The sequence below is a fragment of the Bradyrhizobium sp. OK095 genome, from assembly GCF_900109945.1.
Lineage (GTDB): Bacteria > Pseudomonadota > Alphaproteobacteria > Rhizobiales > Xanthobacteraceae > Bradyrhizobium.
This window is the reverse complement of sequence record NZ_FOBX01000001.1, coordinates 118,279-136,225: the sequence shown is the minus strand read 5'-3', so window position 1 is coordinate 136,225 and position 17,947 is coordinate 118,279. Positions and strand designations below refer to the sequence as shown.

Sequence of the window (17,947 nt, the reverse complement as noted above, 5' to 3'; positions counted from 1 at the left end):
GCCGCCGCGGTTAGAACGGGCTGACCGGCGCGAGCCGGCGGCCGTCGATCATGCGCTTGTGGCTGTAGGCGGCGGGATCGACCAGCGGCGTCGCGCCGGTCACGAGGTCGGCCGCAAGCTTGCCCGCCGCGGGGCCGATGCCAAAACCGTGGCCGGAGAAACCGGTGGCGAGGAAGAAGCCTGGCAGAGCGTCGACCGGCGAGATCACCGGGATGGTGTCCGGCGTGCAGTCGATCGTGCCGCCCCAGGCCTCCGCGACCTCGATGTCCTTCAGCTCGGGGTTAGACTTGATCAACGCGGCCAGCGCCGCATTGACCAGCGACATGTCGGGCGCGGGATCGCGCACGCGCTCGGTCTCGAACGGCGACGGCTTGTCAAAGCTCCAGTTCGTGCCGCGCGTGAGCTGATCGAAGAACGACTTGCCGAACGACATCTTCAAACCGTTGCGGCGATGCAGATAGGTCGGCCAGAAGCTCCACGCGTAGCGGAACAGGTCGGGTGACAATTCCACCGTGCCGCGGTTGCGCAGCGCCAGCGTGAAACCGCCGTCGAGGCGGCGGCGGATGCAGTAGAAATCGGTGCCAAGCGCGCCCGAGGTGATCTCAGGTGCCGGCGTGGTCCGGCACGCGGTGGCGTTGACGAGACCGATCGGCAGCTCGATGCCGTGGCGGCGGCAGAACAGCGACGACCACGCGCCGCCCGACAGCAGCACAGCTTGCGTGCGAATGGTGCCCTTCTCGGTGACGACGGCGCTGACCTTTCCGCCTGAAGTCTCCAGCCCGCGCGCAGCGCAGCCCTGATGGATGGTGACGCCATGTTTTCGCGCGGCGGTCGCAAGCGCGGGAACGGCCATCGACGGCTCGGCGCGCCCGTCGCTCGGCGTGTGCAGGCCGCCGACCCATTTGTCGGCATTGCCGGGCAGACGCTCGGCGACTTCTGCCGGCGTCAGCACGGTCGAGTGGACTTGCATCTCGCGCGCCGTCGCGGCCCATCGCTCCCAGCTGGCAAGCTCGTCCTTGTTCTTGGTCAGAAACAAGACGCCGGTGCGGCGGAAGCCGGCATCGACGCCGGCATCGTTCTGCATGTCTTCCCACAACCTCAGAGCTTCACGGGCGAGCGGGATCTCCTCGCGCGCGCGCCCCTGCTGACGACACCAGCCCCAATTGCGGCTCGACTGCTCGCCGCCGACATGGCCCTTCTCGACCAGCGCGACGGAAAGACCCTTCTTCGCGAGATGATAGGCCGCCGAGACGCCGATCACGCCGCCGCCGATGACGACGACGTCCACCTGCGCCGGCAGGCGTTCGTCGCTGTTTATACGGGTGAGCGGCGGGGACATGATGCACTCCTGTACGTCAGGTTGGACTTCAGTTCGATCGAGAGCTTGCTCGTCATGTGACGTTTCATGGGATGTTCATTCGCGGATCGAGCGCGTCGCGCAGGCCGTCACCGAGGAAGTTGAAGCTCGTCACCGCCAGCGTGATGGCGACGCCCGGCGCGATCGCGAGCCACGGCGCGCTGGTCAGATAGATCTGCGCGTTGTTGAGCATGTTGCCCAGGCTCGCGGCCGGCGGCTGGATGCCGTAGCCGAGATAGCTGAGATAGGATTCCAGCAGGATCGCCTTGGCGACGTTCAGCGTCGCGGCCACCACGATCGGCGCGATCGCATTGGGCACGAGCTCGTGGAACATGATCCGCAGGTTCGACGAGCCGAAGGCGAGCGCGGCCACCGCAAACTCGCGTTCACGCAGCGAACGGACCTGGGCCTCGACGACGCGGGCCACCCACATCCAGGCGGTCGCCGCAATCAGCACGGTGGTGGTGACGAGACCGGGCTCGGTGAGCGCCGCCAGCGTGAGCAGCAAGAAGATCGTCGGAAAACAAAGCACGGCATCGACGAGCCGCATCAGGACAGCGCCGATCACGCCGCCATAGAAGCCGGCAAAGGCGCCGACGACGATGCCGACCACCGTCGCCATCACCATCGCGACGATGCCGATCGAGAGCGAGACACGCCCGCCCATCATCAGGCGCGCCAGCACGTCGCGGCCGAGTTCGTCGGTGCCGAGGATATGCGCTCCCGACAGCGGCGGCGCGAACCGCTTCATGATGTCGATATAGGTGTCGTCGAACGGCAGCAGATAAGGACCGAACGCCGAACCGAGGACGAGAACGAGGATGATCACAGCGCCCGCGAGCGCGAGGCGATGCCGGCGGAAACGCCGCCACGCAGCCTGGCCGGGCGCGAGCTGAACATTGGAGAGAGCCGCGATTGCCATTCCTAGCCCACCCGGATACGCGGATCGACGACGGCATAGAGGATGTCGGCAAGCAGCGAGCCGATCAGCACAATGGTCGCCGAGAACATCAGGATGCCCATCACAACCGGATAGTCGCGATAGCCGATGGAATCGAGGAACAGCCGACCCATGCCGGGCCAGGTGAACACGGTCTCGGCGACCAGCGCACCGCCGAGCAACGTCGGCAGCTGGAGTCCGGCCACCGTGATCATCGGCAATAGCGCGTTGCGCAGCGCGTGCACCGTGAGAATGCGCCATTCCGGCATGCCCTTGGCGCGCGCGGTGCGGATGTAGTCCTGGTTGATCACCTCGAGCATCGAGGAACGCATGAAGCGGCCCCACATCGCGGTCTCGACCAGCGCCAGCACCAGCGACGGCGCAATCAGATGATGCAAGAGATCGAGGAAGGAGCCGTCGCCGATGGTCTCGCGGTTACCGGCCGGCAGCCAGCCGAGCTTCACCGAGAACACGTAGATGGTGACGAGGCCGAACCAGAAGGTCGGGATCGACAGCGCAATCATGGCGCCGACGGTCGCGAGCGAATCGAACAGCGAATAGCGGCGCAACGCACCCAGCACGCCGATCCAGCAGCCGAGCAGCACCGCGATGACGGTCGCCGTCGCCATCAGCTCCAAGGTGGCGCCGAGATGCGACGAGATCACCGACAGCACCGCTTCACCGTCGCGATAGGAGCGGCCCCAATCGCCTTTCAACATGCGGCCGAACCAATCGAGATACTGGATCGGCAGCGGACGATCGAGGCCGAGCTGCCTGGTGACGCGATCGAGATCCTCCTGCGTCATTTGCCCGGAGACGGCAAACTGCGAGAGCGGACCGCCCGGCGCCATGTGCAGGATGGCGAAGCCGATCGCAGAGACGATCACAAGCAGCATGATCGCCTGCGCCAGGCGATTGGCGACGTAACGGGCCATGTCAGGCGATCCAGCCGACCGGATGCATCAGGCCCAATACCACTCGCGGATGTTCCAGCAGTTGATCGACATATTGATGTTGGGGCGGAAACCCTGGAGCCCCTCCTTCACGCCTTCGGCGATGAAGCCCTGGAACAGCGGCAGGATCGCGAGGTCGTTGCGGACGAGCTTTTGCAGATCGCCATAGGTGGTCTTGCGCTGCGCGAGATCGAACTGCTTGGCGCCTTCGGCAAGCAGCCGGTCGGCTTCCGCGCTCTGGTATTGATAGGTGTTGTAGCCGCGACCGCCCTTGGCGGGAATGGCGCCGGAGCCGAAGCGCGGCGTCACATCGGGGTCGCTGCCCAGCATGAAGTTCACCCCAACGATCACCGAGTTGAACTTCGACTGCTGCCAGAAGTCGCCCCAGATCACCGCAGCCGGCATGTTGTTGACGCGCATCGCCGCACCGATCGCACGCCAATCCTGGATCAGGAGTTGCTGGGTCTGCTCCCGCACGGCGTTGCCTGATGTCGTCGAATTGGTGAATTCGAGCTTGACGCCGCCCTTCTCGCGCACGCCGCCCGCACCGCGGGTCCACCCAGCGGCATCGAGCAGAGCATTGGCCTTGGCAGGATCGTATTTGTGCTGCGGCAGGCCCTGCTGGAACGACCACGCCTGCTGCGGCACAAAACTCTCGGTCTGCGCCGGCAGGCCGTAGTTGAGCGCATCGATGATTGCCTGCTTGTTGATCGCGAGATACAGCGCCTCCCGTACAGTGCGGTCGGTGAAGGGACCGAAGTCCAGATTGGGCGCGATGTGCTCGACCGATGACGTCGAGGAGACGACGATCTTGCGCCCCTTCAGCGTCTTCGCCTCCTGCACGAAGTTCGGCAGGATGCCTTGCAGGCCGGTGTAGTCGACCTGGCCGGTGCGGAACTGGGTGTAGAGCACGGTGAGGTCGGGGATATATTTGAAGACCACGCGTTCGACGTACGGCCCCTTGCCGTGATAGCCGGTGTGGGCATTGAGCAGGATGTGGTCGCCGGGCACGCGCTCGCCCCAGCGGAACGGTCCGGTGCCGACAGGCGCGTTGTGGAACGGCGAGGCGTTCGGATCGGACACCTTCTCCAGGATATGTTTTGGCACGATGAAGGTCAGCGAGCCCAGGATCGACATGTACGGCGAATAGGGCGCTTCCATGCGCCAGTGGATTTCGTCCGCCGCGACGACCTTGATGTCCTTGACGAGGCTGTGGCCGACGCGGCTTCGCGCGCGGAAGTTGGAATCGTTGATCAGATCGAGCGAGAACTTGACGTCCTCCGCCGTGAACGGCGTACCGTCGTGCCACTTCACGTCGCTGCGCAGCTTGATCTTCCAGGTCAGGCCGTCGGCCGACAAGCCGCCGTTCTCGATGGTCGGGACTTCGCGGGCGAGATCGGGGATGAACTTGCCGTCGGGATCGATGAACCAGAGCGGCGAGAACACCTGCCACCAGATGCCCTGATCGACCTCGATGCCGGGCATCAGCGGATGAAAGACGGTCGGCTCCTGCGACAGCGCCGCGATCACCTGCCCGCGCGGCTTGTCCGGCGGATTACCCGGACGTTCGGTCTGCGCGAAGGCGTTGCCTGCGAGGCTCCATCCCGCCGCAGCGCCGGCGCCGAGCTGGAAGAATTGTCGGCGATTCGGAATGCCGAGGTGATGCAGTCCGCCAGTGCCGAACTTGCCGGTGCTGTCTGCCATGACCAGTCTCCGTTCCCGCACGCGGCACCTCTCCCGCGCCCCGAGACCCCGGCAAAGGGACAGGAGTGGGCTTTAGTGCTTCTATATTTTTCGATCAAAAGTTCATCATGACTAAATACAGCTGTCAATCACATTGCTAGGATGCGCGACGTTTTCACTCTGAGTGAGCCTCGAACCGATGTGGTCCGGGGCTGAGACGATGCATGGGAGAGCGACATGGATGGTCGCGGCGATACGAACGGCACCAAGGACGCCCCGCCGATCGGGACCGACGATGCGGTCGACCAGCGCCTCGGCGAGACCGTCCGGCTGCTGCGGCAGCGCGCCGGCCTCTCGATCCAGGACGTCGCCACCAAGACCGGCCTCTCCAACGGCATGATCAGCCAGCTCGAGCGCGCCCGCGCGATGCCGTCGATCCGGACGCTGCGCCTGCTGAGCATCGCGCTCGACGTTCCCATCTCCTATTTCTTCGAGACCACCGATTCCACCGATTTGCAGCGCTACATCGTGCGCAAGAACAGCCGGCGCCTGCTGCGCCTGACCGCCAGCGGCGTCGTCAAGGAAGCCCTCACGCCGGACGGCAAAGGCCAGCTCGAGCTCTACGAGCTCACGCTCAATCCCGGCGCCTCCTCGGGCACCGACTTCCTCCAGCACACCGGCGAGAAGGCCGGCTACATCCTGTCCGGCAGCCTGCGGCTATGGCTCGACAACCAGGCCCATGTGCTGGAAGCCGGCGACAGTTTTCGTTTCCCGAGCACCGTGCCGCACATGTTCGACAACCCGACCCAGCAGGCGGCGCGTGTGATCTGGGTGACGACGCTGAGCCAGACCGATTCGCCGGCAGGTTGAAGCCCCCGACCATCCGTTCCGGAAATTGCCCCTCGACGGAGTGGCGCGGAATCGGTAGCTCACATGATGCCGGACTCCTCGACAGGGCTGCCGGGGGCAATCCGCGGCCGGCGCCTTTGGTATGAGAGCATGAAACTCAGGGGGCTTCTGACACTGGCGATGACCGCGCAGGTCGTCGTGACCGCGGCCGCCCTCCTCGCCTCCTATGCCGTAGCCGGAGCCGGGTTCGGCATGGCCCAGATCGTCGCGCTGCTTGCGAGCGGCGCCGTCGCGGTGCTGCTCGCACGGTTCTGCACGCGCGAGATCGAGACGGCGCAAGACAAGCGCGTTGCCGCGCAACTCGCCGAGCAGGCGCAGGCCAGCGCACAGATCACGCAAGCCGTCATCAAGACCGCGCTCGATGCCTTCGTTCAGACCGACGAAAGGGGTATCGTCCTCGAGTGGAGCGTTCAGGCTGAGGCGCTGACCGGATGGACGCGCAAGGAAGCGCTGGGCGTCGACGTCGTCGACCTCCTCATCGCCGAGCCGCTCCGCGACGGTTTTCGGCAACGCATGATGCGACTGCTGCCGGAACTGTCGAACACGCCGATCGGCATCCGGTTCGAGGCGACCCTGCTGCACCGGGAAGGCGACGAGATCCTGATCGAGGCGTCGAGCACGGCGCTCCACCTCGAAGGCCGCACCATCATCAACAATTTCGTCAAGGACGTCACCCAGAAGCGTGCCGCCGAGGAGCAGCTGATCCAGGCCCAGAAAATGGAGGCGGTCGGGCAGCTCACCGGCGGCATCGCGCACGAATTCAACAACATGCTCACCGTGATCACGGGCACGATCGAGATCCTCGCCGACGCGGTGAAGGACAACCCGCCGCTTGCGACCATCACCAAGCTGATCAGCGAGGCCGCCGATCGCGGCGCCGCGCTGACATCGAGCCTGTTGTCCTTTGCCCGCAAGCAGGCGCTCCAGCCGGCCGAGATCGACGTCAACGAGTTGCTCGAAGAACTGTCAAAGCTGCTGCTGGCGACCTTCGACAAGAAGATCGAGATCGTGACCAGGCTCGACGGCAACGCCTGGCTTGCCTTCGCCGATCGCGGCCAGTTGAGCTCGGCGCTGCTCAACCTCGCGATCAACGCCCGCGATGCGTTGCTCGACGGCGGAAGGCTGACGCTGACGACGCGCAACGTCGTGTTCGGCGTGCGCGAGGCGGTCGCGGTCGGCGCCGGCTATGCCGGCGACTATGTCGAGATCGAGATCGCCGACAGCGGCACCGGCATCCCGCAGGCCATCCTCGAGCGCATCTTCGATCCGTTCTTCTCGACCAAGGATGTCGGCAAGGGGACGGGGCTCGGGCTCAGCATGGTGTTCGGTTTCGTCAAGCAGTCCGGCGGCGGCATCAAGGTCAACTCCGTCGAAGGCCGCGGCACGACGTTCACGATCTACCTGCCGAAGGCCGAGACCAGCACGCTTCGCCCGACCGGCTTTGACGAGCGTAAGGTCGTAGGCGGAACGGAAACCATCCTGTGCGTCGAGGATGATCGCGACGTCCGCCACTACGTCACGGTCCAACTCGAAAGCCTCGGCTACAGGGTCATTCCCGCCGTCAACGCGGCCGAGGCGCTCGCCATCGCGGCCGAGGGCACGCCGTTCGATCTGCTCTTCACCGATATCGTGATGGCCGGAGCCTTGAATGGGCGGGAGCTCGCCGACGAGATGGTGGCGGCGCGTCCCTCGCTGCGGGTGCTGTTCACGTCGGGCTATGCCCACGACGTCCCGCATGGGCCGGGACACGCCACCATGGGCGCGCCGCTTCTGGCAAAACCCTACCGCAAGGCCGAGCTCGCGCGCATGCTGCGCCGCTCGCTCGACACCGCCGTCGACGCCGCCGGCGATCCGATCCCGACGCCCTATTCGGTCCAGGCCGACGTCGAAGGCTTTTTGCGCAAGTCCGAGCGCGACGACCGTTAGTGCTGGTGCGGCGGATGGACTCCGCTCGCCGCTTGCGCAAAACTCCGGCACAGCCAGAATTCATTGGAGGCGAGCCATGACTGCACTCGAAAAGGGCATCACCGCGAACGGCACCGGCTATGGCGGCAAGACCTGGAACATCCTGGGCCAGGTCTATTTCCCCAAGGCCGTCACCGACTCCACCTTCGCATTCGAGACCAACAGCGATCCCGGCCAGTTCGTGCCGGTGCACATCCACCCGACCCAGGACGAGTTCATCCTGGTGCAGGAAGGCACGCTCGACCTCAAGCTCGACGGCAAATGGGTCAAGGCCCATGCCGGCGATCTCGTGCGCTTGCCTCGCGGCATCCCGCACGGCTATTTCAACAAGTCCGACAAGCCGGCCCGCGCACTGTTCTGGGTCTCGCCGATGCAGAAGCTGGAGGCGCTGTTCAATCAGCTCCACAATCTTGCCGACCCCGCCGAAGTCGTGCGCATCTCGGCCCTGCACGAGGTCGACTTCCTGCCGCCGGAGGCCAACGACTAGGCTACGATCCCCCGAACGACGAATCGTTTGGGGGAACTGACCATGCCTGCACGACGTCATGCCATCGCAGCCATTGCAGCGCTTGGACTGATTCTCTCGTTCGCTGTGGGCCACGCGCAAACGCTCACGGCGAAGCAATCGGATGCGGTTGCGGCCTACGATCGCGCGCTCGGCGATTTCAAATCCATCCTTGCCGAGCGGCGCAGCCAGATCGAGGCGAAGCAGCCGCTGCCGAACCTGCCGGGCCAGGCGCTTTATCTTGCCCGCGTCGCGATGATCAGCACTTACAAGGATCTTACCGACGCCGTGCCGTCGCGGATCGGCAAGCCGAACAAGTTCGGGATTCCACCCGCCTATTTCGACGCAGCGATCGAGCCGCTGGTCGACGAATATGCGAACCTGTTTGAGATCATGGAGGCGCCGCCCGCAAGCGCACAGAATTCGGCGACGCCGTTCGAGGACGTCGTCAATCTCGCCGCCGCGATTGCGCGCGCCAAGGGGCTTGCGCCGGCTGACGCCAACGCCGCCGGTCGCATCAGCCTGGGACTGTTCTTTGCGGAGACGAACGGCAAGCAAAACGTCCGCAATGGGCGCTCGAACACCTACATGGGCAGCCTGCAGACCGGCGCGTCCGAGGACCGCAACGGCCAACGCAAATGGGAGGCGATCAAGGGCGCGATCGCGGCCGCTGATCCCGCATTGAGCGCGCGCGACGACAAGGAAGAGGCGCGCTCCCGCGGCACCGATCGCCGCTTCAATCACTGGACCAATGTGCGCGACGGCCTGATGAACGCGCATGCGGATGTCTTCCGCGAAATCCCGGGAATCGTGAAGACGCTGCCCGACCCGATCGACCAGATGAAGCTGTTCGAGCTGATTCAGATCATCCCGACACCGACGCGGTCCGCGCTCAAATCAGGCGACCTCCTGAACTACAGGGTGTCCAGTGCCACCATCATGAAACATTTGCGCAACAACAGCATTTTTGCGTTCGGACAGGCCGACCGCGCGCGAAGCTCGGCGAGCTTCCGCGAGATTCTCGCTGCGATGTGGCTGTTCAAGCGGAAGTTCGAGAAGGCGATGGTGAAATATTCGGAACTCAAACCGCGCTAGTTCTTCACCTTGTAGCCGTCCGTCAGCGTCTTCAGGAAGGCGATGATGTCGGCCTCGTCCTGATCGGTCATCGCCGGCTTGTCACCGGGGTGACGATCGAACGGCGGATCGATGACGTCGACATTGGCGTGATATTTTTGCGGCAGGTCGTCGTACTTCAGCACCGTGCCGTCGGCCGCGCGCGGAAAAACCTTCTCCGGATTCGTATCGCGAAAGTTGTAGAAATCCATCACCTGTTCGAGCGTGCTGAAGACACCGTTGTGGAAGAAGGCGTGGCGCGTGGCGGTGTTGCGCAGCGTCGGCGTCAGGAACATGCCGCAATATTGCGTCTGCTCGGAGATGTCGGTGCGATGCGGACCGCAGACGCCGAGGTCGAAATGATCGGGGTCGCGATTGTCCGCAACCGCGGCATTGCGCGGTGCGCCGAGCGCCTCGTATTGGTGATCGGTGAACAGCGGCGGCAGGCCGTCGCGGGTCGGCGCCGAGGTGTGGCAGCCGGCGCAATTGGCCTTATCAGGGTCGTTGAACAATTGCAGCCCGCGCAATTCGCTCTCGGACAGCCGCGCCTTGCCTTCGAGCCAGTGATCGTACTTGCTGGTGTAGGGATGGAAGCTGACGTCCTCCACCTGATAGCGCGCGACCGCAAACATCGCCTCCGCGATCAGCAGCCGCTGATTCCTCAGCACGCCGGCACCGAACAGCTCGACGAAACGATTGACATAGGGCGCGCGGCGCAGCTTGTCCGCGACGATCTCGGCGCTGCCGCCGTCCATCTCGTTGGGATCGAGCAGCGGAAACAGCGCCTGATCCTGCAAGGTGTCGGCGCGGCCGTCCCAGAACAGGCCGCCCTGCGGCACGATGTTCGCCGACGCGCCGGTGCCGCCCGCGGTCTTCGTCGTACGCGCCGCCTGCTGACCGAGCGCGGCCATCTGCGCGAGGTCGATGATATTGTCGTCGTCACCCTTGTCAGGGCCGATGCTGAAATTCGGGTGGCGGTCGAGATAGGTCAGCGACGGCACCGCGCGCGCCCCCTGGCGCGACAGGTTGGCGCCGCCAAGCATGACCGGCCCGTCATTGGGTGGACCGTAAGCATGATCCGGGCTGTGGCAAGACCCACACGACAGCGCGCCGGACGAGGACAACGTCGCGTCGAAGAAGATCGCTTTGCCGAGCTGCGCCATCGCCGACAACGGCGCGACCGGCGGGCGATAGAGATGAACTGGATTCGGGTTGAGGCCCGACGGGATCGCCTCGGCCAGTCCTTGCGTCTCGACCGCAAAGACAGCGCCGGCCAGCGAGAGCAGGCCGGCGCCGAGGAGCCACAGAGTGCGGCTGTGCATAGGACGTCCTTGTCGGACTAGTGGTGGTGATGCTCGTCCGGCGGGCTGGTGATGACCGTGCCGGCAGTCGGGTCGAGGAACAGCGCATCGACCCGGAGATCGTGGCGATGATCCTGATCGAAGTCGAACAGGTCCATGATCGAGCCGGAGCTCGCATCGAACGAGCCGCCGCCGAGACGCTGGCCGCGCAGCCAATTGTCCTCGATGAACCGCACCACGGATGCCTGCGAGATGTAGGTGCTGCTCACGTGGTTGGTCCTCGCGTAGGGCGAGACCACGATGAAGGGCACGCGCGTGCCCGGACCGCAGCGGCCGTTCACCGGCTTACCGACCAGACCCTTCGGCGCAGGCTGCTTGTTGGCGCCCGGGCCGCACAGGCCCGGACCGTTGACCTGGTCGGCCGTCGGATCATACGAGGCGCTCTTCGGCGCGACATACTGGTGATCGTACCAGCCGTCGGAGTCGTCATAGGTGATGATGACGGCAGTCTCGCGCCATTCCGGCTGCTTCTGGAGGAAGTTGATCAGCTCGACATTGCCGGCCTGCTCGTCGAGCGGATCGGAGTTGCCGGCATGACCGTCCTGGAAGGCCGGCATCTTGATATAGGAGACGGCCGGGAAATTGCCGGCCTTCACCGCGGCGTAGAAGTCTTCGAGATCGTAGCCGTGATTGGCCGGATCGACCTTGCCGTTGAAGTCATGGGTGTGGCCGATCGCGCGGATCGAGCTCGGCCGCGCATGGGTCGGGTTGGCGGTCGACTTGTAGTACTGGAACCAGGCGTGGTGCGGGATGTAGTCCACGATGGTGCCGTTGACGTTGCTCGAGAACGTGCTGCGGGTGCAGCCAGTGGTGCCGTTGGCGTTCTTGAGCGTCAGGTCGAAGCCGCCCATGAAGCTGCCCCAGCTGATGTGCTCGGCATTGAGCAGGTCGCCGATGTTCTTGCCATCCATCAGGATCGTGCTGGTCGTGCTCGAGCAGGGATCGTTGCCCGGATCGGTGTCGCCGATCAGCGTCAGGCCGCCCTGGCCGTTGGGGACGGTCTGGGTCGAGGTGCCGACGATGTTCTGCACGCCGTCGGTCTGGCCGGAGATCACTTCGAGCATGCCCGGCGTCGACGGACCGAAAGTATCGGTCCAGGCATTGTCGCTCATGGAGAAGTGCTGGGCATAGTTCCAGAGCGCGGTGGTGGTGTTGCCGTCGAAATAGCCCATCACCTGACCATTGGTGCCGAACGCGCCGGCGCCGCCGGCGGTGCCGCGGCCGGTGAATTTCGGGAACAGATCATCCTTGCCGTTGTCCACGGCCTGCTGCTCGGGCGTGTAGGCGTGGTTTTGCGAGCGCGTGTTGGCCTGGGTGCGGTCGAGGCGGAACGGGTCAGTTGCGCCGGTGCCGTTGGCCGCGCTGTTGTTCGGGTTGTTCACCAGAAAATTCGCGTTGGCGAGGTTGTTGACCTTCGGCGTATGCGGCTTTGGCACGAACGGGATCGAGCCGGACGGATTGGCCGCGTTCGGATAAGTCGCGAAGTAATGATCGAACGAACGGTTCTCGTTGAAGATGATCACGAGATGCTTGATCGGCGTCTCGGTATGGATGTCATGCGGATGACGGTGATGATCGTCCTGATCATGCCCGTGATCGCGGTCGCGGCCGAAATCGTCCGCGAGGACGGGAAGCGTGCACGCGAGCGCACTCGCGGCGGCGAAAATCGCCACCGTCGTCAGCAGTCTGGATTTCATTTTTTGACGCCCCGGAAAGTAAGGATGTTTACGATCAGAAATATTCTAAACACCGGTGGTGACAGAGCTGTGTCAGTTTGACGCACGAGGCAATCTGCGCAGTGGTTGAGACGCAATTTTTTACGCAGGCGTCCGAGCGCGACTTCGCGGTGCGATCAATTTGAGCAGACCGGGACAACGGCGTTTATTCCCTGCCGCCGAGCAAAAAATCGTAGCCTCCAGATCGTTGCGGAAATTCTCTGATTGCTTTTAGCTAAGCAGAACAAAGCAAAAGCGTTACGGGGAGAAACACAGAAGCCGTGCTGCGGCGCGCGCTGAGCCTGTCGGCATCGTCCGGACAGCGCCCGCACCGGTCACTTGCCGCTCAACCTGCATCATTCAGAGACCGGAGAGATGCGGACTCGCGGCGCGCGCCGTCTCACGTTGAATTGCCTATTGAATTCCGCTTGGCGACTACACGAACGAACCAAACAAGAAACGACCGTTGAAGGGAGATACCATGATCGAATCCGGTGTCGGCGGCACACGCCGTCTTGCATGGCTCGGCCTGATCGCACTTGCAGCAATTTCGTTCTCGACGTCAGCACGCGCGCAAAGCGATATGCTTCAGGTACCAGCGAAATCCGTCCCGGTGCCCGCTGCTGCTGAGCAATACCGTACGTGTCCACCGCAAGCTCCGTGCGGCGCATGTCGAAGCCCAGCTTCAGGTGTTCGAGGCGCAATCGCACGCGCAATATTACCGGGACGATACGTCGCCTGAAGCCAAGGACGCTTTCGAAGAGATCGCGCTGTTCTTCGACAAGCATCTCGCCAAGTAGCAACCAATAAAATCAATCGGCCATCGCAATGGGAGCGGCAATGAAAAGACTGACGCGTGTTGCAATCCTGAGCCTTCTTATGTCTGCACCCGCCGTGGCGCACACGCCGCAGCAGCCGCCTCACCAGCTCTTCAGCGAAGGCGACCTCAAGCTGGAGAGTGGCGAGACGATCAAGGACTTCTCGATCTCCTATGTGACCCACGGGACGCTGAACGCCGACAAGTCCAACGCCGTCCTGATGGTGACGGCGATCGGCGGCAACCATCACCGGATCGATTTCATGATCGGTCCCGGCAAGGCCCTCGACCCCGACAAATATTTCATCATCTGCACTGACGCGATCGGGAATGGCCTGACGACCTCGCCAAGCAATTCCAAGATGCAGCCCCGGATGCAATTCCCGAAATTCACGATGCGCGACATGGTCGAATCGCAACATCGCCTCGTGAAGGAGAAATTCGGCATCAATCACCTGGTGGCGGTGATCGGTCCGTCAATGGGCGGAATGCAGACGTTGCAATGGGGCGTTAGTCATCCTGACGACATGGATGCGCTGGTCGCGATGGTGCCACTGGCCAAGACGCCAGCCTGGAGCGTCGCCGTGGTCGAAGCCTCGCGCAAGGCAATCATGAACGATGCCGCGTGGAACGGCGGCAACTATGATGCGCCGCCCGAGAAAGGCGTTCGTCTCTGGCGCGATATCCTCAACCTGTTGGCAGCACGCACCCCGGACATGTATCAGGCGCAGTTCAAGAACGGCATGGATGCGCTGCCCTGGATGAAGGAGCAGGAAGACGCCGCGTTGAAGGCATTCGACGCCAACGACTGGATCTACCAGACATGGGCCTATGAGCGTCATGACGTCGGCACGTCGCCGGGGTTCAACGGCGACACCGCAAAGGCGCTGGCCTCGATCAAGGCGAAGACCTTGATTCTGACCGGCACCAAGGATTTGCTCAATCCGGAGTTCGAGCCGACAGAGATGGGCAGGAACATCCGCAACGTGAAGATGGAAACGATCAGCCCGGGGACCGTCACCGGTCACGCATCGGCTGGCGGCTTCATTCCAGCGGATGTGGAATTTCTCAACCGCGAGGTTGGTGCCTTCCTGGAGGGGAGCCGCGCGAAGCCCGCGAACTGATGTTACAATCTGATCAGGCGAGGCCCGAAAGAGGTCTGCCACAATGGGAGGGTCAAATGAGAGTGTGTCACGTCGTGTCAACGCTGATTGCAGCGTCGCTGGCCGGCCTTGCTGCCTCAGCAAGCCGTGCCGAGATCGTCGTCACCGCCAATGACGGCAAGATGGTGCTGGAGAATGGCAACGCGGTCGTGCGCAAGCAGCCGCTGCCGGACACGGTCAGCGTCATCGATCTCACCGACGGCGCGCTGAAACTTCTCGGCGAGGTGCCGGCGCCCGCCAGCGTCGTCGGGCCGCCGCCGAGCGTGGCGATCGCGCCGGACGGCGCGTTTGCGCTGGTCACGGGCGCCATGAAGATCGATCCGGCGGATGCGACCAAGGCTGTGCCCGACGACAAGCTCTCGGTCATCGATCTCAAATCGTCTCCGCCAAAAGTGCTTGCGACCCATCAGGCCGGCGCGGGCGCGGCCGGCGTCTCGATCAACCGTGCGGGCACGCTGGCACTTGTCGCGAACCGCAGCGAAGGCACGGTCTCGGTCTTTGCGATCAGCGGGGGCACGCTGACGCCGGCCGGCAAGATCCAGCTTGGTGATGCCAAGTCGGGCCCGAGCCACGCCGTGTTCTCGCGCGACGGCGCAACCGCCCTGGTCACCCGCGACGGTGACAGCAAGATCTCGCTTCTGACCGTGGACGGGAGCAAGGTCGAATACGCCAAGCGCGATCTCTCCGCAGGCATCCGCCCCTACGACATCGATCTCACCGGCAGTGCGGTAGCGATCGTCGGCAATGTCGGCGCCAGCAGCGGCGACGGCGATACGATCAGCCTGATCGACATGACCGCAAAGCCGATCCGAATCGTCACGACTGTTACCGTCGGGCAGACGCCCGAGGGCGTGAAGATGTCGCCGGACGGAAATTACGTCGCCGTGACCGTGATGAACGGCTCGAACAAGCCGTCGGCCTCGCCCTTCTTCAACGACTTTGGCTTGTTGAAGGTCTACAAGATTTCTGGCACCGAGCTCGCGCCGGTGGCGGAGGCCAGGATCGGCCATTGGTGCCAGGGCATGGTGTGGTCGAAGGACTCCAAGCACGTCGTGGCGCAGTGCATGGTCGAGAACGAGCTGATCGCCTTCTCGTTCGACGGCAAGGCGCTGACCAGGACGTCCACGCTCAAGATGCAGGTGAGCCCCGCGGGTATTCGCACCGCGGAGCCGTGAGGCGACCGCGCGGCGCGGTCATGCTGCGCCGCCTGTCTTACTCGGTGCGGATCGGCGTGTCCTTCAGGCCGTTGTCGTCATAGGCCTTGCGCAAGGTGCCGTTCGTCACCGCCTCGGTCATGAACTTTGTGACGAAGGTCAACGCCTGGGGATGACCGAGCGGCACGGCGACCGCGGTCACCGTCTTCTTGAAGGTCTCGTCCAGCACCTTTGTCCCCGGAATCCTCTGCGCCATCTTGTTGAGCTGGTCGCGCGACAGTGCGAAGGCGTCGATCTCGCCGCTCTTCAACAGGCCGAAGATCTCGTCATAGGTCTGGTAGCCCGTGACCTTCGCGTTCTTCAGATGCGCGATCGCGCCGCGCATGGTGGTGGTGGCGTTGACGGCTGCGACCTTGATCCCGGCCTGGTCGAGCGTGGCGAAATTGGTGACGCTCGAGCCCGGCTTCACGATGTAAGTGGCGTCCGCGACCTCGTAGATCGGGCCGAACATCATTTTGGCCTCGCGCTCGGGATCCTTCGGGAGCCAGGCGACGTCCCAAGCACCTTTTTCAAGAGTGCCCTTCCCGGCCGCGTCGGTGATCTGCCCGGAATTCTGGTGCACGACATAGTCGACGGGCACGCCGAGCTGCGCCGCCATCTCCTTGCCGAGATCGACCGGCACGCCGGCATAGCCGGCTTCGGTCTTGGTGGACCAGAACGCCCCGCCCGCGGGGCTGATCGCAATCGCGACCCGCAGCTTGCCGGTCGGTGCGATCTCGTCCTTCAGGCCATCGGCTAGCGCGGGCATGGCGAGGGCCGCTGCGAGAACGAGACCGACAAGGGCCGAGTGGACGGACGTGGGCATGTCATGTTCTCCTCACCTTTTCTTCTTCAGACCGCTTCGCGCGCCGTCACACGGTCTTTGACATAATCTTGGTCGATCGTGCGCCCGATGAAAAGCGGTTTGTCATGACAAACCTGCCAAAGGCCACGGGGTTGTTTGCAGTGCAAGGGCCGTTGACTGCCAAGAGACTGCCATGGCTATGGTGTTCCACGGCCGGGCGTTTGTTGATAGCCTGCCGCACCGACAGACTGCAATCGGGGGCCATCGAATGACCTGCGCGAATCCCGCATCTCTCGCACATCGCAATGGAGAGTGGAGACAGATCGGGCGGGCGCTGACCGCCTTGGCGGCCGTGGCCGTCCTCGCAGGCTGCGAGGACAAGAACACCTTCGTGGCCCCGCCGCCGCCCAAGGTGGACGTGGCGACGCCGGTGCAGCGCCCGGTGACGCGCTTTGTCGAAGCCACCGGCAACACCGCGCCGATCAAGAATGTCGACCTGGTCGCGCGCGTGCAGGGTTTTCTGCAATCGATCGACTATCAGGACGGCACCTTCGTCAAGCAGGGCACCCAGCTGTTCACGATCGAGCCCGAGACCTACAAGCTCAAGCTCGACCAGGCCCAGGCGGCCGAGGCCGGCGCGCAGGCGTCGCTCAAGCAGGCGGAAGCGGATTTCAGGCGGCAGTCCGATCTCGTGCAGCGCCAGGCGGTCTCGCAAGCCACGCTCGACAGCTCAACATCGACCCGCGACAACGCCCAGGCCAATCTCCAGCAGGCCCAGGCCAACACCAGGCTCGCCGAGGTCAACTACGGTTACACCAAGGTGAGCGCGCCGTTCGACGGCATCGTCAGCGCGCACATGGTCTCGATCGGCGAACTCGTCGGCGTCTCTTCCCCGACCCAGCTTGCGACCATCGTCGCAATGGACCCGATCTATGTGAACTTCACCGTCAACGAGCAGGACGTGCTGCGCATCCGCGCAGAGGCCGCCCGCCGCGGTCTCACGGCCGCTGACCTCAAGCAATTCCCGATCGAGGTGGGTCTCCAGACCGAGACGGGCTATCCGCATGAGGGCAAGCTCGACTACGTCGCGCCGACCATTACCCAGTCGACCGGCACGCTCGCGGTGCGCGGCCTCGTACCCAACGACAAGCGGGTGCTGCTGCCCGGCTATTTCGTCCGCGTCCGCGTGCCCTTCAGCCAGGAGAAGAACGCCCTCCTCGTCCCCGATACCGCGCTCGGCAGCGATCAGGGCGGCCGCTATCTCCTCGTCGCCAACGCCGACAATGTCGTCGAGCAGCGCAAAGTGCAGATCGGTCCCGTCGACAACGGCCTGCGCGTGATTGAAAGCGGCTTGAAGCCTGAAGACCGCGTGGTGACCGCCGGGCTCTTGCGCGTGATCCCGGGTCAGAAGATCGACCCGCAGGTGACGAAGATCGAGCAGCCCCAGGCGTCTGCGAAGTAGGGAGCG

The 17,947-nt window shown here is 64.0% G+C and carries 14 protein-coding genes and 1 pseudogene; 8 read left to right on the top strand and 7 right to left on the bottom strand.

What is annotated here, in order from left to right:
• Nucleotides 1–10: 10 nt before the first annotated feature.
• The 4 genes from BMW89_RS00590 to BMW89_RS00575 form a co-directional block, all read right to left on the bottom strand.
• Complete coding sequence (locus BMW89_RS00590; RefSeq protein WP_092021614.1) at nucleotides 11–1,339, bottom strand: NAD(P)/FAD-dependent oxidoreductase; 1,329 nt, start codon at nucleotides 1,337–1,339, stop codon at nucleotides 11–13.
• A 64-nt stretch (nucleotides 1,340–1,403) separates the two neighbouring features.
• Nucleotides 1,404–2,279 carry an ABC transporter permease gene (locus BMW89_RS00585; protein WP_092021611.1) on the bottom strand — a complete coding sequence of 292 codons (876 nt, stop codon included), beginning with the start codon at nucleotides 2,277–2,279 and terminating at the stop codon, nucleotides 1,404–1,406.
• A 2-nt stretch (nucleotides 2,280–2,281) separates the two neighbouring features.
• Nucleotides 2,282–3,232, bottom strand: coding sequence for an ABC transporter permease (locus BMW89_RS00580; RefSeq protein WP_092021609.1), 951 nt, complete (start codon nucleotides 3,230–3,232; stop codon nucleotides 2,282–2,284).
• 27 nt (nucleotides 3,233–3,259) lie between these two features.
• Nucleotides 3,260–4,954: a peptide ABC transporter substrate-binding protein gene (locus BMW89_RS00575; protein ID WP_092021606.1), complete on the bottom strand. Its 1,695-nt coding sequence runs from the start codon at nucleotides 4,952–4,954 to the stop codon at nucleotides 3,260–3,262.
• 216 nt (nucleotides 4,955–5,170) lie between these two features.
• Between BMW89_RS00575 and BMW89_RS00570 the strand changes: the two genes are divergently transcribed.
• The 4 genes from BMW89_RS00570 (at nucleotide 5,171) to BMW89_RS00555 (ending at nucleotide 9,407) form a co-directional block, all read left to right on the top strand.
• Nucleotides 5,171–5,803, top strand: a complete 633-nt coding sequence (locus BMW89_RS00570) for a cupin domain-containing protein (RefSeq protein ID WP_092021604.1) — start codon at nucleotides 5,171–5,173, stop codon at nucleotides 5,801–5,803.
• A gap of 129 nt (nucleotides 5,804–5,932) precedes the next feature.
• A complete protein-coding gene (locus BMW89_RS00565) occupies nucleotides 5,933–7,768 on the top strand; it encodes an ATP-binding protein (RefSeq protein WP_092021602.1) in 1,836 nt (611 codons plus the stop codon).
• A gap of 76 nt (nucleotides 7,769–7,844) precedes the next feature.
• On the top strand, nucleotides 7,845–8,294 hold the full coding sequence (locus BMW89_RS00560; RefSeq protein ID WP_092021600.1) for a cupin domain-containing protein: 450 nt from the start codon (nucleotides 7,845–7,847) through the stop codon (nucleotides 8,292–8,294).
• A 42-nt stretch (nucleotides 8,295–8,336) separates the two neighbouring features.
• The gene (locus BMW89_RS00555) at nucleotides 8,337–9,407 is read left to right on the top strand and encodes a hypothetical protein (RefSeq protein WP_092021598.1); all 1,071 of its coding nucleotides are present in this window, start codon (nucleotides 8,337–8,339) and stop codon (nucleotides 9,405–9,407) included.
• Here BMW89_RS00555 and BMW89_RS00550 read toward each other — a convergent pair.
• Both BMW89_RS00550 and BMW89_RS00545 read right to left on the bottom strand, forming a co-directional pair.
• Complete coding sequence (locus BMW89_RS00550) at nucleotides 9,404–10,747, bottom strand: cytochrome-c peroxidase (RefSeq protein ID WP_092021596.1); 1,344 nt, start codon at nucleotides 10,745–10,747, stop codon at nucleotides 9,404–9,406. The two genes, BMW89_RS00555 and BMW89_RS00550, sit on opposite strands and share 4 nt — an antisense overlap.
• A 17-nt stretch (nucleotides 10,748–10,764) precedes the next feature.
• Entirely contained in the window at nucleotides 10,765–12,483 is a 1,719-nt protein-coding gene (locus BMW89_RS00545; RefSeq protein ID WP_092021594.1) for a phospholipase C, read from the bottom strand.
• Nucleotides 12,484–13,121: 638 nt separating this feature from the next.
• Between BMW89_RS00545 and BMW89_RS00540 the strand changes: the two are divergent.
• From BMW89_RS00540 to BMW89_RS00530, 3 genes and pseudogenes are all read left to right on the top strand, one after another.
• Nucleotides 13,122–13,301: pseudogene (locus BMW89_RS00540) on the top strand (alpha/beta hydrolase); the annotation flags it as partial.
• A gap of 79 nt (nucleotides 13,302–13,380) precedes the next feature.
• Complete coding sequence (locus tag BMW89_RS00535) at nucleotides 13,381–14,442, top strand: alpha/beta fold hydrolase (protein WP_244547474.1); 1,062 nt, start codon at nucleotides 13,381–13,383, stop codon at nucleotides 14,440–14,442.
• Nucleotides 14,443–14,498: 56 nt separating this feature from the next.
• Nucleotides 14,499–15,656 (top strand): YncE family protein, encoded by a 1,158-nt coding sequence (locus BMW89_RS00530; RefSeq protein ID WP_092021590.1) that lies wholly within the window; start codon nucleotides 14,499–14,501, stop codon nucleotides 15,654–15,656.
• Between the two features lie 37 nt (nucleotides 15,657–15,693).
• Here the strand turns inward: BMW89_RS00530 and BMW89_RS00525 are convergent, their stop codons facing one another.
• Complete coding sequence (locus BMW89_RS00525) at nucleotides 15,694–16,500, bottom strand: ABC transporter substrate-binding protein (protein ID WP_092021588.1); 807 nt, start codon at nucleotides 16,498–16,500, stop codon at nucleotides 15,694–15,696.
• Nucleotides 16,501–16,747: 247 nt separating this feature from the next.
• On the opposite strand from BMW89_RS00525, the gene BMW89_RS00520 reads away from it, so the two are divergent.
• On the top strand, nucleotides 16,748–17,941 hold the full coding sequence (locus BMW89_RS00520; protein WP_177195750.1) for an efflux RND transporter periplasmic adaptor subunit: 1,194 nt from the start codon (nucleotides 16,748–16,750) through the stop codon (nucleotides 17,939–17,941).
• The last annotated feature ends 6 nt before the right edge of the window (nucleotides 17,942–17,947 follow it).

Coding starts and splice junctions, on each gene's coding strand:
- BMW89_RS00530 (WP_092021590.1), top strand. CDS start 14,499: ATGAGAGTGTGTCACGTCGTGTCAACGCTGATTGCAGCGTCGCTGGCC.
- BMW89_RS00555 (WP_092021598.1), top strand. CDS start 8,337: ATGCCTGCACGACGTCATGCCATCGCAGCCATTGCAGCGCTTGGACTG.
- BMW89_RS00580 (WP_092021609.1), bottom strand. CDS start 3,232: ATGGCCCGTTACGTCGCCAATCGCCTGGCGCAGGCGATCATGCTGCTT.
- BMW89_RS00550 (WP_092021596.1), bottom strand. CDS start 10,747: ATGCACAGCCGCACTCTGTGGCTCCTCGGCGCCGGCCTGCTCTCGCTG.
- BMW89_RS00525 (WP_092021588.1), bottom strand. CDS start 16,500: ATGCCCACGTCCGTCCACTCGGCCCTTGTCGGTCTCGTTCTCGCAGCG.
- BMW89_RS00590 (WP_092021614.1), bottom strand. CDS start 1,339: ATGTCCCCGCCGCTCACCCGTATAAACAGCGACGAACGCCTGCCGGCG.
- BMW89_RS00570 (WP_092021604.1), top strand. CDS start 5,171: ATGGATGGTCGCGGCGATACGAACGGCACCAAGGACGCCCCGCCGATC.
- BMW89_RS00565 (WP_092021602.1), top strand. CDS start 5,933: ATGAAACTCAGGGGGCTTCTGACACTGGCGATGACCGCGCAGGTCGTC.
- BMW89_RS00520 (WP_177195750.1), top strand. CDS start 16,748: ATGACCTGCGCGAATCCCGCATCTCTCGCACATCGCAATGGAGAGTGG.
- BMW89_RS00535 (WP_244547474.1), top strand. CDS start 13,381: ATGTCTGCACCCGCCGTGGCGCACACGCCGCAGCAGCCGCCTCACCAG.
- BMW89_RS00560 (WP_092021600.1), top strand. CDS start 7,845: ATGACTGCACTCGAAAAGGGCATCACCGCGAACGGCACCGGCTATGGC.
- BMW89_RS00585 (WP_092021611.1), bottom strand. CDS start 2,279: ATGGCAATCGCGGCTCTCTCCAATGTTCAGCTCGCGCCCGGCCAGGCT.
- BMW89_RS00575 (WP_092021606.1), bottom strand. CDS start 4,954: ATGGCAGACAGCACCGGCAAGTTCGGCACTGGCGGACTGCATCACCTC.
- BMW89_RS00545 (WP_092021594.1), bottom strand. CDS start 12,483: ATGAAATCCAGACTGCTGACGACGGTGGCGATTTTCGCCGCCGCGAGT.